This window comes from Flavobacterium magnum, from assembly GCF_003055625.1.
GTDB lineage: Bacteria > Bacteroidota > Bacteroidia > Flavobacteriales > Flavobacteriaceae > Flavobacterium > Flavobacterium magnum.
Genome location: NZ_CP028811.1, coordinates 1,992,992 through 2,006,631, shown reverse-complemented (window position 1 = coordinate 2,006,631; position 13,640 = coordinate 1,992,992). Strand labels below are relative to the sequence as shown.

13 protein-coding genes are annotated in these 13,640 nt (G+C 48.6%); 7 read left to right on the top strand and 6 right to left on the bottom strand.

Translation table 11 applies throughout. The annotated features are described in order from the left end of the window. Positions 1 to 34: 34 nt before the first annotated feature. Positions 35 to 781 (top strand): acyl-[acyl-carrier-protein] thioesterase, encoded by a 747-nt coding sequence (locus HYN48_RS08280; protein ID WP_108370658.1) that lies wholly within the window; start codon positions 35 to 37, stop codon positions 779 to 781. Between the two features lie 143 nt (positions 782 to 924). Here the strand turns inward: HYN48_RS08280 and HYN48_RS08275 are convergent, their stop codons facing one another. The 6 genes from HYN48_RS08275 to HYN48_RS08250 form a co-directional block, all read right to left on the bottom strand. Then, complete coding sequence (locus HYN48_RS08275; RefSeq protein WP_108370657.1) at positions 925 to 1,656, bottom strand: response regulator transcription factor; 732 nt, start codon at positions 1,654 to 1,656, stop codon at positions 925 to 927. Positions 1,657 to 1,659: 3 nt separating this feature from the next. Next, positions 1,660 to 3,240 carry a sensor histidine kinase gene (locus tag HYN48_RS08270; protein WP_108370656.1) on the bottom strand — a complete coding sequence of 527 codons (1,581 nt, stop codon included), beginning with the start codon at positions 3,238 to 3,240 and terminating at the stop codon, positions 1,660 to 1,662. 68 nt (positions 3,241 to 3,308) lie between these two features. Next, positions 3,309 to 3,896 (bottom strand): dephospho-CoA kinase, encoded by a 588-nt coding sequence (coaE, locus tag HYN48_RS08265; RefSeq protein WP_108370655.1) that lies wholly within the window; start codon positions 3,894 to 3,896, stop codon positions 3,309 to 3,311. A 2-nt stretch (positions 3,897 to 3,898) separates the two neighbouring features. Next, on the bottom strand, positions 3,899 to 4,891 hold the full coding sequence (locus HYN48_RS08260) for a glycosyltransferase family 2 protein (RefSeq protein WP_108370654.1): 993 nt from the start codon (positions 4,889 to 4,891) through the stop codon (positions 3,899 to 3,901). Positions 4,892 to 4,973: 82 nt separating this feature from the next. Continuing rightward, positions 4,974 to 7,994 (bottom strand): T9SS type A sorting domain-containing protein, encoded by a 3,021-nt coding sequence (locus tag HYN48_RS08255; RefSeq protein ID WP_108370653.1) that lies wholly within the window; start codon positions 7,992 to 7,994, stop codon positions 4,974 to 4,976. A gap of 147 nt (positions 7,995 to 8,141) precedes the next feature. Continuing rightward, positions 8,142 to 9,329 carry an asparagine synthetase B gene (locus tag HYN48_RS08250; protein WP_425433126.1) on the bottom strand — a complete coding sequence of 396 codons (1,188 nt, stop codon included), beginning with the start codon at positions 9,327 to 9,329 and terminating at the stop codon, positions 8,142 to 8,144. A 401-nt stretch (positions 9,330 to 9,730) separates the two neighbouring features. On the opposite strand from HYN48_RS08250, the gene HYN48_RS08245 reads away from it, so the two are divergent. The 6 genes from HYN48_RS08245 to HYN48_RS08220 all read left to right on the top strand — a co-directional run bounded on the left by HYN48_RS08245 (position 9,731) and on the right by HYN48_RS08220 (position 13,621). Next, positions 9,731 to 10,168 (top strand): hypothetical protein, encoded by a 438-nt coding sequence (locus HYN48_RS08245; protein WP_146171749.1) that lies wholly within the window; start codon positions 9,731 to 9,733, stop codon positions 10,166 to 10,168. 105 nt (positions 10,169 to 10,273) lie between these two features. Then, the gene (locus HYN48_RS08240) at positions 10,274 to 11,512 is read left to right on the top strand and encodes a sensor histidine kinase (protein WP_108370650.1); all 1,239 of its coding nucleotides are present in this window, start codon (positions 10,274 to 10,276) and stop codon (positions 11,510 to 11,512) included. Positions 11,513 to 11,659: 147 nt separating this feature from the next. Next, positions 11,660 to 11,992, top strand: coding sequence for an ArsR/SmtB family transcription factor (locus HYN48_RS08235; RefSeq protein ID WP_108370649.1), 333 nt, complete (start codon positions 11,660 to 11,662; stop codon positions 11,990 to 11,992). A 12-nt stretch (positions 11,993 to 12,004) separates the two neighbouring features. Beyond that, positions 12,005 to 12,463 carry a DUF6428 family protein gene (locus HYN48_RS08230; protein WP_108370648.1) on the top strand — a complete coding sequence of 153 codons (459 nt, stop codon included), beginning with the start codon at positions 12,005 to 12,007 and terminating at the stop codon, positions 12,461 to 12,463. 120 nt (positions 12,464 to 12,583) lie between these two features. Beyond that, the gene (locus HYN48_RS08225) at positions 12,584 to 12,997 is read left to right on the top strand and encodes an arsenate reductase ArsC (protein ID WP_108370647.1); all 414 of its coding nucleotides are present in this window, start codon (positions 12,584 to 12,586) and stop codon (positions 12,995 to 12,997) included. Positions 12,998 to 13,102: 105 nt separating this feature from the next. Further along, positions 13,103 to 13,621, top strand: a complete 519-nt coding sequence (locus HYN48_RS08220; RefSeq protein WP_108373483.1) for a DinB family protein — start codon at positions 13,103 to 13,105, stop codon at positions 13,619 to 13,621. The last annotated feature ends 19 nt before the right edge of the window (positions 13,622 to 13,640 follow it).

Genomic DNA, 13,640 nt, shown 5'->3' with positions numbered 1-13,640 from the left:
TTACCAAACCCAAATTTTAAACCGTACCTGCCACATGCCGATAGCTGAAGATTTCTCCTCGATATATGAGCACCGTTGGGATGTCAACTTTTCACAGTGTGCTCCGAACGGCCTTATGAAATACACCGATCTGTGCAATATCCTGCAGCTCACCGCGGCGTACCATGCAGAGAAAGGAGGCATCAGCTTTTCGGAAATGCAGCAGTTTTCACAAGCCTGGGTGTTGAGCCGGATGCGTGTCGAAGTGCTGAGGCTCCCCAAGTGGAAGGAAACCGTAACGGTAAAAACCTGGATTGTATCGCTTGAAAATTCGAGATCGGTGCGTGCCCTGGAAGTTTATGGTGAAACGGGTGAAAAACTGGTGGGCTGCGAGACCTACTGGGCGGTTTTCAACACCCGGATCCGGCGTCCGGAAGCCCTGGCACTGCCGCACGAACATTACCATAAATACACTGATGTTTTTGCGACGACGCAACGGGTTTCGAAAATTATGTTCTTCGAATCGGTGAAGGCGGTCAGAAAGCATAAGGTCGTGGTTTCTGATCTTGATATCGTGAACCACGTAAATAATGTCAAATACCTCGAATGGTGCCTGGACACGCTCGATCCGCATATCCTGCTGGATAGTCAGGTCAATGCTTTTGAAATGAATTTCATGAAAGAACTGATGCTTGGCGAGGAAGTGTGCATTGAGGAAATGAAAACCGACAAGAACCCGATATTTTCGATTTCGCGCGAAGGCAAATCCTGTTTTGCACTGGAACTGGAATTGAAACGGTAACCCCTAGCCCGGATAGCAGTGGAAATCCTTTTACTGTCGCGGCAAGCGACGTGACGCCTGAAAGTGGTAGTAAAAGATTGTAACGGATAGCCGGAAAAAGCTCCTTAAAATAAAAAAGCCCCGGTTTCCCGGAGCTTCCTGTATTATTCTGCCGTAGCGGCGGCCTTTGGCTTATTCTTTACCACGAGCCTGAAACCTTCGCCGTGGATGTTCAGGATCTCCACGTTTTCGTCGGGTTTTAGGTACTTCCTGAGTTTGGCGATGTATACGTCCATACTCCTTGAGGTAAAATAATTGTCATCCCTCCAGATTTTTGTCAGTGCGAGCTCCCTGGGCATCAGGTCGTTTTCATACACGGCAAGCATCTTAAGCAATTCGTTTTCCTTAGGCGATAACTTGACGGGCTCTTCTTTTTTGTAAGTCAGGAACCTCAATTTTGAATTCAGGTGGAAGTCACCGATTTCAAACTCGAACTTTGCGACATCTGTCTTGACCTCGGTTGCCTGTCTTTGCAGGATCGCCTTGATTTTCATCAGCAGCACCTCGGAGTCGAACGGCTTGTTCAGATAGTCATCTGCCCCTACTTTGTACCCTTTGAGAACATCTTCCTTCATCGATTTGGCGGTGAGGAATATAATCGGAATGTCCTTATTTTTCTCGCGGATTTCTTTTGCTAAAGTATAACCGTCTTTATAAGGCATCATCACATCGAGGATACAAAGGTCGAAAGGCTCTTTCTTGAATTTCTCAAAGCCTTCCATCCCGTTTTTAGCCAGTGTGACCTGGAAGTCGTTCAGGATTAAATAGTCTTTCAGTATAGACCCGAAGTTCGGATCGTCTTCTACCAAAAGGATTTTTTTGTTTTCTGTTTCCATATTTCAATTTATTAATGGTAATTTTATGATGAAGGTACTACCTTTTCCTTTTTCACTTTCTACTGCAATCTGTCCGTTGTGATCGTCGACAATACGCTTGACGTAAGCCAGGCCTAATCCGTGGCCTTTCACGTTGTGGATGTCACCGGTATGCTCGCGGTAGAATTTCTCGAAAATCCTTTTTTGGGCCGCTTTACTCATACCCGCGCCATGGTCCTTAATCTTAATGATAACGAAATCCTTGACGTTTTCAGTATATACGTCGATTACCGGCGATTCGGGTGAATACTTGATCGCATTATCCAGGATATTCACGATGACGTTCGTAAAGTGGACGTCGTTGAGCAGTACTGTGGTCCTCTTTGCGTCCAGATGTTGTGTAATCACGCCGCCGCGGTCTTCAATAATGAGGTGTACGTGTTCCGCCGCATCTTCGATAATCTCATGGATGTCGGTCGATTCTTTCGTGATTTCAAGTTCACGCTTCTCCAGTTTTGAGATCCTGAGTACGTTTTCAACCTGCGCATGCATCCTCTTATTCTCGTCGCGTATCATCTGGTGGTAACGATCCATCTTTTCCTGGTCGTCACGCACCTTAGGGTTCCTGATTGCGTCCAGGGCCAGATTAATCGTTGCAATCGGGGTCTTGAACTCATGCGTCATGTTGTTGATGAAATCCGTCTTAATTTCGGAAATCTGCCGCTGCTTGATCAGCTGGTTCAGCGCGCTGCTGTAGGCGATGATGATGACCAGCGTAAAAATAATCGACAGGATCGTGATATTGATCAGTTCCGAGAACAGGAATTTTTTCTTCTCGGGGAACGTCACCAACAGCTCGTATTTGCTTTCCCCCTCGTTGTCAGTGAGTATCTTGGTCTTGAACGTAGCGTCTTTATTGACCTTGAACTTATCCGATTTAATTTTCGTCGCCAACCCGTTGCCGTATACCGCGAATTCAAACGGTGTGATTACGTCTGCCTGCCTGAGTTCCTGCCCGAGCAGTTTCTGAAGCTCCTCGACTGAAATCCGGTCGGTGATCGCCTTGGTCTCTGCAATATCGCGGAAGGAAATGTCAAACTGCACTTTATCGAGCAATTCAATCGTACCTGATTTCTGTATGGTCATATCCGGCGCGACATTGTGCTGCATCGATGATTTGTCAATCGCGTTGCCGGAAAAGATCTCAGTCTTCCGCCGCGAAATAAAATTGTTCGCCTTTACGATCGAATCTTTCTTCTTATCAAAGAACGAAATGCCGTAATCATCAGCAATGATGCTATTGGAATAGATAACGGTTTCATTGGTCATCCTGTTGTTCTGGACCAGGATAAAGTTCAGCAGTTCGCTCTGTTTGGGGTCTTTGCCAATACTGTCCTTGAGCTTGTTGTATTCGTTCAGGAAGGTGTATAATTCCCTCTGTTTCAGCTTTTCGGAGACGCTCCCGATGACCTGCTTGACATGGTATTTGAATTGCTCCTCGTTATTTTTTAATGATGTATTGATCAGGTAAAGCTGGACTAAAATAATGCCAATCAAAGAAAGGCTCATTAAAAAAACAAGTAATCGAAATAATGTCTTATTCATTAATTACAAAATTAACATTTTAACATATGTTCGAATAATACATTAACCAAAGATTAACATCTGCCTGCCTACATTGAATTTATCAAAGATTCGTAGATTGCAACCGCCTGCTTCCGGGTGTTTTCCATATCCACATTGTCAATGACGTAATGGCTTTTTGCTGCGCGCTCCGCATCGCTCCATTGCGCATTGATGCGCGCCAGTATCGATTCACGGTCTGTATTGTCGCGTGCCATGACCCTCAAAATCCGGTCCTCTAATGGCGCGGTAACCGTGATAATCCTGTCGCAGTCGGTATGGCTTCCGCTTTCAAAGAGTATTGCGGATTCCCTTATCACGAACGGGGACTTCCGGTGTTCCTCAAGCCATAAGGCAAAGTCTTCCTTTACCAAAGGATGTATGATGTTGTTGAGTCTGGCGAGCTTATCGGGATTGCTGAATACGATTTGCGCTATCTTCTTCCGGTCCGGCAACCCGTCGGTAAACGCGCTGGCCCCGAATTCCTTCCGCAGCGCACTAACAGCCTCCGGCAGCATCAGTACTTTCCTGCCTGCATCATCGGCGATGTACACCGGGACGCCAAGCGCCATGAACATCCGTCCCACTGTAGTCTTGCCGCTGCCTATACCGCCCGTAAGTCCGATAATCTTTGCCATACTCAGAAAAATAATTCAGGAAACACTTTCTTAGGGTCTTTTTTTAAGCATTGCACCTTGAGGAACGATTGCAGAAACCCGATGCCATAGCCATAAAACTGTACCGATACGGCAACGATTGACAACAGCGCGATTCGAACGCTTTTATTCCGGATTGCAGAGAGCACGAACAGCAGGAAGAAGTAGAGTGTGTAAAACAAAATAAAGAAGTTCCATCCGATCAATGCCATAATTGCTGAGAAGACAAAACCTAACAGGAACAGCGTCGGGAAAAAGAAAGTCAGTTTCGTGTATTCAGGATACCAGCTGTTGAGTATCGGCCGTGCCTTACCGAATTTGTTTACCTGCCTGTAGAATTTTGACCAGTCGATGCGGCGTTTGTGGTATACGAATGCCTTAGGGAACAAACAGGTCTCGAAACCCAGTTTCCAAAGCCTTATGGACAGGTCCGGATCTTCGCCGGGGTGGATGTTCCCGAACCCGCCGGAAGCCTTAAATGCTTGTTTCGACAGGCCCATATTAAAGCTCCTTGGCTGGAATTTTCCTGTGCTTTCCGATCCGCCGCGGATTCCGCCCGTCGTCAGAAACGAAGTCATCCCAAAATTAATCGCTTTCTGGATATCAGAAAATGAATCGAGCGCTTTATCGGGTCCCCCAAAACAATCGACGTAACCATGGTTGAGCGCTGTTGCCACTTCGTCAAGGTATTGCGAAGGAATGATGCAGTCGGAATCAAAAATCAGGAAATAATCGCCCCTCGCCTTACGCATCCCGAAGTTGCGCGAGTCGCCGGGACCGGAGTTCGGCTTAAAATAGTAACTGATGTCGAGCTTACTGCGGTACGAATTTACGACAGCCTCGCACGGTATTGGCGAGCCATCTTCTACGATTACGACTTCGAACTCAAATTGATAGGAAGTTCCAGATAAGCTGTGGAGCAGTTCCTCGACCTCATCGGGGCGGTTGTATACCGGTATGATCAGCGAAAAAAGCATCTTTAAATTTTAACAAAGATACATTTTATAAAAAACAAAAGCCACCGGTAAGGGTGGCTTTTGAGTTATGGAAGCTGGCTTCCTATTGTTTGATGACCTTGATGGTTTTCACCTGGTTATCGGCCATTACTTTCACGATGTAAGTGCCCGCAGCAAGTCCTGACATATCTACCTGAGCGGCAGTAGCATTCAGTGATTTTGCAATCACCTGCTGGCCAACGAGGTTGTATACGGCCACGCCTGACATGTTGGTGTCATAAGACAGGTTCAACACATTGTGTACCGGGTTTGGATATACTGAAAACTTACCGTCGTTCAATGGGTTGGTGCCCAGCATTGAATCATCGTAAGCCGTGATACCGAAACCACCGAAGTTGTTGTTACCATATTCGTATACCCTTAAGTACAGCGGTGCACCCGGAGTTTGTCCTGTTACGGTTACTTTCGAATAAGCACCTGTAGCCGCTCCGTCATCGTCGCAACCTACCTGAACCAGATTAGCACAGTCACCCGAATATACGGTCACAACAGTGTCTACACCTGTAGCGCCAGTACTTGAATTCTGGGTCTCAATGATTACATTTCCTGAAGGCGGCGTAACGATAGTATACCACACGTCACCACCGGAATATCCTCCGCAGGTTGCAGGGGCTGCTTGCGCAGATCCTGTCGCACCTAAGTTGGACGCGTCATACACGATTTCACCTACTACTGAACCTACCACGAAGCTCTCTGCTGCGTCGCATTCGTCGTTTGCCGGTGGACAGGCCGCCTGGGTCCTCGCAGGGCTTGTAAGTGTACAAACGGCGTTTTGGTCGTTCGCCACAGTATAAATTACCGAAGTACCGTTCTGGTAAGGCCCGAAAGTAACCATACCAACGCCTGAAAGGTTTTGTGATGCACTTCCCTGGTCGTCACTCACTGTAATTGATGAGGCAGAACCCATGTCAGTTACATCGACATTTACGAAGAACTGAGGTCCGTTAGCGCAGTCAGAAACTACAGTATATGTTGCTGTAGGGTTTACACAGTCGATATAGTATCCGCAAAGGCTGAATGTACCGATACCGTCGTTGCCATAATCCCAAAGCCTCAGGTAATACGTGTCGCCCGGAATCAGGTCAGAATAGGTTTTAGTTGCGGCGTTACCACAAGTACCTGTTTCAGTAAGGTTACCCGGAGTACCTGAATACAGCGCGCTTGAAACGGTAATGATGCTTCCCGTAATGTCAGAAATATTCAAAGTAACGGTTGGGTTTGGCGCTACGAAATAGAACCACAAATCGCCATTACCCTGTGAAGGGTTGTACTGGTCCATACAAGTTGGATTCACTTCCGGAGACGGTGAAGTCTGGTCGTTAGAGATACCCGTAATCTTATTCGGTCCGCAAGCTGTTCCCAGGTCTAATACCAGTTCGAGGGCACCTGTCGCATCATCGTTAACCGGTGGCGGTGGTGGTGTGCCCACGCAGATGTTGAACGTGGTATCAGAAGCTGTGGTACCGGAGGTAAACACCCTGATATAATACGTATCGCCTACAGTAAGGTTCGCTACGGCACTTGAGTTAGGATCACTGACAGACAGGCTTGTAAACCCGCCGCCGCAGTTTCCTGAAAGCACTTCGTGTACGAGGTCAGTGGCCGACCCTGTGATGCCGGACAATGTAATGGTCTGTACCGGGTTGGTGGCCACGAAGGTATACCAAACGTCGTCATCAGGCGTACCTGCACCGTTGTCTCCTTCACCTGAATCGGTAGCCGATTGCAAAGTTCCTGCAGTGACAGCCGCACAGCTGGTATCAGGATTCACCGTAAGCGCTTCAGCGGCGTTGCAATCGTCGTTTGCAGCCGGAGGTGGTGGTGTACCCACACATATATTGAACGTAGTAGTTGAATTGCTTCCACCCGCAGTGTAGCTGAACACCCTGATGTAATATACCTCACCCGGAGTCAGGTTACCCACTGAATTTGTGTTAGGGTCACTGATCAACAGGCTTGTAAAAGCACCGCAGCTTCCGCTGAGCACTTCAAAAACCATATCGGTTGGCGTTCCGGCCACGTTTGAAAGAGAAATCTTTTGGGAAGTTGCCGTGGCGGTAAAGGTATACCAAACGTCATCATCAGGCGTACCGGCACCGTTATCGGTTTCAGCGGATTCCGTAGCTCCAAGCAAAGTCCCGGCAGTTACCGTGCCGCATGCGAAATCCGGGTTTACCGTAAGATCGATGGCATTGGCGCATTCGTCGTTAGCGGCAGGATCGGGCAAAGTAGTGAAACTTGCCGTGGTCCAGGCGCTGTATACGCCAGGCGCGCATACCGCCCTGACGTGGAAATAATACATTGTCAGTTGTGTCAGGTTATTGATCGACACGCTATTGGTAGCGCTCGCAATACCTGCTCCTGCAGGATCTCCTGCATTCTCATCAATAACGTACTCGTATGGTACGGCTAGATCTCCCCAGGCAACATCTACCGTGTTGGCCGTGGTGTTTGAAAACATGATTGCAGACGGTGTTCCGCAGGCGGCTGAAGTCAGCACCGGCGAATCGAAGCAGAAACCGTAGTTCCAATCTGCCCCGCCGATCTTGTCATCGTAAGAAATACGATACCTGAAGTTTGCAAGCTGGTTGGGTGTAAAATTTCCAATCCCCAACGCACCGCTTGAAATGGTGGTTTTAGGGATGGTACAGAAATTGTCCACAATAGTCAGGTCATTCCCCGGGATATTAGCGCCCCAGTTTACCCATACAGCGGCATCGGCATCCCAATATTGAAATACCAAAACGTCATCAGCAAGGTAACGGTAACCGTATTGTGCAGTTACTGAAATAAACTTTTCATTGCCTGCAAATGCGGCAGTGAGGTCGATAACAGGAGATTCCGCCGCAATGTTGTCTTCGTGCCCGTTCGTGGCATCGTCATCATCAAACGCAAAATTTGGCGTAGCGGTAGGATCTGATTCGAACGCCGCGGGAAGGGTACTGTAATCCCCGGTGATCGTCCAGGCCTGGTTGGGCCAGTTTGCCGATTCGTTGACAATCTGGGCGTTAGCCTGAAAGCAAAAAACCGACAAGAGTAAGAATAAGTAATTCTTTTTCATCATAAGCTTAATAAGGGTTAATAAGTCGACGAAAGTATAAAAAAAATAAAGATACGCAAAGCAGATTGTACGAAAACAGGCAATTTTAACCTATTCCCGGCCTCGGAAATAAATTAAAAAAGGATTTGTGAAGAAAAGTCTGAGAAAAGTTTAAGTTTTGAGCTTTTTCTTGCGGGCCGCAGGGAAAAGCACATTGTTCAGGATCAGCCGATATCCGGGGGAATTCGGGTGCAGGTCCAGCACAGTCGGCGGATCACCCACCTGGTGTTTGTAATCTTCCGGGTCATGCCCACCGTAGAAAGTATACATCCCCTTCCCTTTCTCTCCATGGATGTATCGCGCCTCGCCGTTGAGCTGGCATTCGCCCATGACGAGTACATTCGACTTGACCAGATCAGGCTGGAATGCGGTGCTCTGGCCCATGAAGCCTTTGACGAGCATCGTATGGTTCTGGCACAGCATGCTTGGGATCGGGTCCCATTTTGCAGAAAAATCCATCAGCGTGAAATAGTCCTTTTCCATCGGGACATTCGCACGCTTGTTTGTCATATCGATATCCGAAAACTCGTACATGTTCGGATTGCGCTCAAGCGTGAAGTTCTTGAAGGCAAAGGTGTTGCTGAACTGGAGTTTAGACTGGTAATTCGCTTCGCTGGGGTCTCCGTCAAACATGGGCTCGCAGATGTCAACCCCATCAGCAGCCAGCGCAATATCAAAACTGTCTGCGGCAGAGCACATGGCAAACATAAAGCCGCCGCCTATGACAAAATCGCGGATCTTCTTAGCCACAGCCAGTTTCTCTTCCGATACCTTGGCGTAACCCAGCTTCGTAGCCAGGGCCTCGGCGTCTTTTTTCTGTTCGATGTACCACGGGGCATTTTTATAACTCGCATAAAATTTACCGTATTGCCCCGTAAAATCCTCATGATGCAGGTGCAGCCAATCGTAGAGCAGCAGCTGATCAGAAAGCACTTCCTCGTCGTATACCGGGGTGAAAGGGATTTCGGCATAAGTGAGCACGAGCGTCACGGCATCGTCCCAGGGCTGTTTGCCCTTGGGCGTGTATACTGCTATTTTCGGCGCTTTTTCGAGTATGACCGTTTCCATGTTCTGGGACGGACTTGAGATTTCAGCGAGGATTGCATTGGCTTCGTCATCGGACAGCAGTTCAAAACTGACCCCGCGGATCTGGCATTCCTTGCGGATTTCAGGCGCATCAGGCAACAGGAATGAGCCGCCGCGGTAGTTGAGCAGCCAACTCGCCTTATACTGCCTGTCGAGGCACCAGTACGTGATGCCGTAGGCCTTCAGGTGGTTCTGCTGGGTGGATTCGTCCATCGGCAGCAGGATGAAGCCAGCGCGCGCTGCCACAGATGATAGTAGCAACAGCAGGACGCAGTATGATATTTTCAGGGTTTTCATATTCAATGCAAATGGCCCGAAAGGTATAGCATTCGCTGTAAATGTCAAAGACAAATTTTTGTTAAAGAAAACGGACTGGCTGACGCGATGTGCTTTACCGCTTTCTGCCGCACCAGTACCGCTTTAGTACCGCACTAGTACCGCACTAGTACCGCATTAGTGCCGCACTACTGTCGGACCGGTCACGGACGGTTATCGCATCACAGCCGGGACACCGGTACCAAACGGGTTCGTCGCGGACAGGCGCAAATACAGACACGGTGGCATTTCTTTTTTATATATTTGACTTTGAAGTTTCATTTACATTAAACAGAATTTTGAGATTGTATACCCTGAAAGACACAGTGACCTACAGCATTAAAGTATGGCTTTCCACCGCGCTTGCCGCGCCACTGCTGCTGTTCCTGATCCTGGGCATCGCCATTAACGGAACACAGGCCGACGAAATTGTACAGGCCGCCCCAATGCTCGGTTTTATGGTGGTGTATGGATTGCTATTGTCAATTCCCGCTATGATCGTATTCTGGCTCATCGGACATACGCTATTCAAACGGTCAAGCTACCGAAACACAAAATCGGTATTGAGTGTATACGGTTTGGCTTCGGTGTGGGTCAGCTTCTATTTTTTCGACAAGGGATTGCCCGATCGCGGACCGCAGCAATACCTTTGGGTGCTCATTTATGCTTGTACCATGCTGGGTTGCGTCTGGATCGTGCCCTTGCGTAGCGGAATGCATCCTTCAGCGAGCCCCTGAACAAATCGACACGGCACCCGCTGAAAGTACTGGCTGATGGAATGGCAGGCCATAGCCAAAGGTTTACCGTAATTAAAGCCTATCTTTGGGAAATACCACAGCCGAATGAAAAAAGACATTTCGATTCCCGACGGCCCCACACCGGAAGACGACCCGGGTGACAGCCAAGCCGCGTTGCTCATAGCCAACCAGCAATTGGCGTTACAAAACCGCGAGAGGGCGCACCAGGCTGCCGCATTGGCTATGGCCAACAAAGAGCTGGCCTTCCAGAGCAGGGAAAAGGGCAAACGTGCGGCCGAACTGGCCATTGCCAACAAAGCACTCGCTTTTGAGAACAAGGAAAAAGAACTGCGCGCCGCCGAACTGATCATCCTTAATGCCGAACTCACTTTCCAGAATCAGGAGAAAGAAGCCCGCACGGCAGAACTGATCCAGGCCAACAAGGAGCTGGCATTCCAGGTGAAGGAAAAGCGCAAACGGGCTGCCGAACTCCTCAGCGCGAACAAGAAACTTGCAGTCCGAAATTACGAAAACGAGCAACTTGCCGAGGCATTGACCAAAGCCAACATTGCGCTGGTATCCCAGCACAAGGAAAAGGAATTACGCGCCGCGGAACTTTTGATCATCAACAAGGAACTCGAATCGTTCAATTTCATCACGAGCCACGACTTACAGGAGCCGCTTCGGAAAATACAGGCTTTCTCTACACGCATCCTTACAGAGGAGTATGAGCAATTGTCCACCAAAGGGCGATACTATTTTGAACGCTCCCGGTCTTCGGCGCAGCACATGCAGAACCTGATCAATGACCTTTCTGCCTATGCGCGTACTTCGGTACAGGACCGGAAGTTTGAAAAAACCAACCTCGGTAAGATTGTAAGCGACGTTATGGATTCGCTCAAAGAACGGCTGCAGCAGACCCATGCCGTGATTGAAATGGGCCGGCTGTGTGACGTAAACGTGATTCCGATGCAATTCCGGCAGCTGCTGCGGAACCTCATCTCGAATTCCGTTAAATTTTCAATGCCGGATATACCGCCGCACATTACGATCGACTGTGTTTACGTCCCGGCTGAAAAGCGGGATCCTGCCGATTTCCCTTTGGCTGTCGATCACCACCGCATCAGCGTAGCAGACAATGGAATCGGGTTCCATCCGGATTACAGCAGCAGGATTTTTGATATTTTCCAGCGCCTGCACCCTAAGGACAGCTACGATGGAACCGGTATTGGCCTGACCATCGTAAAGAAAATCGTTGAGAATCATCACGGTGTGGTCACCGCCAAAGGTACGGAAGGTGGCGGCAGTACCTTCATTATCTGTATCCCGGCAAGACAGGAATAAGGCGTGATAAACCCCACCGCACAAGCCTTCGCGGACTGTTTTTCCAGCCGGTCAGGCTCAGTTTTTGCCAAGACCGATAAAAAAATAACCAAATATTTTTTGCTATTTCATACTTTATCGTAATATTGCAATATAAAAATAAATAAGATGGGCGCCACGAAAACCGACCACTTTACGGAACAGCAGAACCGGATGGCCACATTGGCAAAGGCATTGGGGCACCCGGCAAGGATTGCTATCATGGAATACCTTATGGGGGTAGATACCTGTATTTGCGGAGATATCGTCAACGTACTGCCGCTCGCCCAGCCCACCGTCTCACAGCATCTTAAGGAACTCAAAAACGCCGGCCTGATTAAAGGGAGCATTGAAGGGAACGCTGTTTGCTATTGCATAGACGAAACGGTTTTGCAAATACTGGAGGACTATTTTGCCAATGTCTCCAGGCACCTTGAAAGAAAGAAAAATAATTGTTGTTAAAACTTACGCATCATGAAGCTATCTGAAATAAAAAAAATCCTTGAGACGGTACAAACCGTGCGTTTTAAACTTGAAAACGGCGCAACCGTGCCGGACCATTTTCACGTGACTGAAGTGGGCGTGGTTTCCAAACATTTCATTGACTGCGGCGGAACGGTCCGGAAGGAAAACATGGCGAATTTTCAGCTCTGGGATGCAAACGACTATGAGCACCGGCTTAAGCCTGCAAAGCTCAGGAACATCATCGCACTTTCTGAAAAGGTTTTAGACATGCAGGACCTGGACATTGAGGTCGAATATCAGGCAGGTACTATCGGGAAATATGACCTCGGTTTTGATGGCAGCGACTTCGTTTTACTCGACAAGCGGACGGCCTGCCTTGCAAATGACAGTTGCGGGATGCCCAAAAAATCAATACAGTTGCCTGAATCAGAGAAACCCCTTTGCGCACCTGATGGAAACTGCTGTTAACTTTTTTTCGAAATACAGACGGCCCATTGTCATTACCGTTTCAGTCATAGTGCTCCAGCTGATTTTCGGTTGGGATGCTAAATTCTGTATCATCAACTTTATATGGCTATTAGTTTAATTATGAAAAATATATTAGTACTCTGCACCGGAAACAGTTGCCGCAGCCAGATCGCCGAAGGATTCCTGCGGTATTTCGCGGACGGTAAAGCCAGGGTGTACAGCGCGGGCATTGAAACACATGGGGTCAACCCGCGCGCCATCGCTGTCATGCAGGAGGCAGGCATCGATATTTCAGGCCACACATCCAATCACATCGAAGAGTACCGCGGTGTCGATTTTGATTTCGTCATCACCGTTTGTGACCATGCAAAAGAAAGTTGTCCGTTCTTTCCAACGAACGCGAAAAAATTCCATCATAATTTCCCCGACCCGGCTAAAGCGACCGGAGACGACGCTGCCGTATGGCATGAATTCAGGAAGGTGCGGGACCTGATCCGGAACTATGCTGCCGCGTTTGTTGCAGAACAGCTCTGATACTGTTGTCATCCGACGCCGCATTTTTGCTGCTTCCAACGGATGAGAAGTGAAGAATCCTTATTTTTGGGATGTGGAATGTGCAAAAACCTTTACATCAATCCTATGGAAAAAGTAATCAGGGAGGCGATATGGAACCAATTCGGTGCCGCCATAGACATGCTGATCAATGCGATTTCAACCTGTCCCGACGCCTATTTCGCGGACCGAAAACGTTTTTACTACATTGCGTACCACAGTGCCATCTTTCTGGACTACTACTTGAGTGTTCCACCCGCCGGCTTTTCGCCTTTGCTTCCTTTTACCCAAAAAGAAGCATCGCAGCCTGTGGAAGCTGTTGGCGACCTGATCCCTGACAGGCACTATACTAAAGATGAGCTCATAGCATACGTCGCGCGAAGCCGGGAAAAATGCAAAGAAACCATTGAAAGCCTGAGCGGCGAAAAATTCCATGACCGATTTACGGAGGGCGACGATCCCGGCGACATGGACTATCCGATATTGGAAATCCTGCTTTATAACCTGCGGCACACCCAGCATCATACGGCGCAGTTGCATCTGCTGCTGCGGCAGGATCTGGACCTCCATGCCGAATGGTCGTTCCGGGCGGGTGATATCGCGTGATGAGCCCCCTTGCCGCGCG

Excerpts from the sequence above, each read along its gene's own strand:
- HYN48_RS08280 (WP_108370658.1), top strand. The coding sequence starts at position 35 with ATGCCGATAGCTGAAGATTTCTCCTCGATATATGAGCACCGTTGGGAT.
- HYN48_RS08275 (WP_108370657.1), bottom strand. The coding sequence starts at position 1,656 with ATGGAAACAGAAAACAAAAAAATCCTTTTGGTAGAAGACGATCCGAAC.
- HYN48_RS08270 (WP_108370656.1), bottom strand. The coding sequence starts at position 3,240 with ATGAATAAGACATTATTTCGATTACTTGTTTTTTTAATGAGCCTTTCT.
- coaE (WP_108370655.1), bottom strand. The coding sequence starts at position 3,896 with ATGGCAAAGATTATCGGACTTACGGGCGGTATAGGCAGCGGCAAGACT.
- HYN48_RS08260 (WP_108370654.1), bottom strand. The coding sequence starts at position 4,891 with ATGCTTTTTTCGCTGATCATACCGGTATACAACCGCCCCGATGAGGTC.
- HYN48_RS08255 (WP_108370653.1), bottom strand. The coding sequence starts at position 7,994 with ATGATGAAAAAGAATTACTTATTCTTACTCTTGTCGGTTTTTTGCTTT.
- HYN48_RS08250 (WP_425433126.1), bottom strand. The coding sequence starts at position 9,329 with ATGGACGAATCCACCCAGCAGAACCACCTGAAGGCCTACGGCATCACG.
- HYN48_RS08240 (WP_108370650.1), top strand. The coding sequence starts at position 10,274 with ATGAAAAAAGACATTTCGATTCCCGACGGCCCCACACCGGAAGACGAC.
- HYN48_RS08235 (WP_108370649.1), top strand. The coding sequence starts at position 11,660 with ATGGGCGCCACGAAAACCGACCACTTTACGGAACAGCAGAACCGGATG.
- HYN48_RS08230 (WP_108370648.1), top strand. The coding sequence starts at position 12,005 with ATGAAGCTATCTGAAATAAAAAAAATCCTTGAGACGGTACAAACCGTG.
- HYN48_RS08225 (WP_108370647.1), top strand. The coding sequence starts at position 12,584 with ATGAAAAATATATTAGTACTCTGCACCGGAAACAGTTGCCGCAGCCAG.
- HYN48_RS08220 (WP_108373483.1), top strand. The coding sequence starts at position 13,103 with ATGGAAAAAGTAATCAGGGAGGCGATATGGAACCAATTCGGTGCCGCC.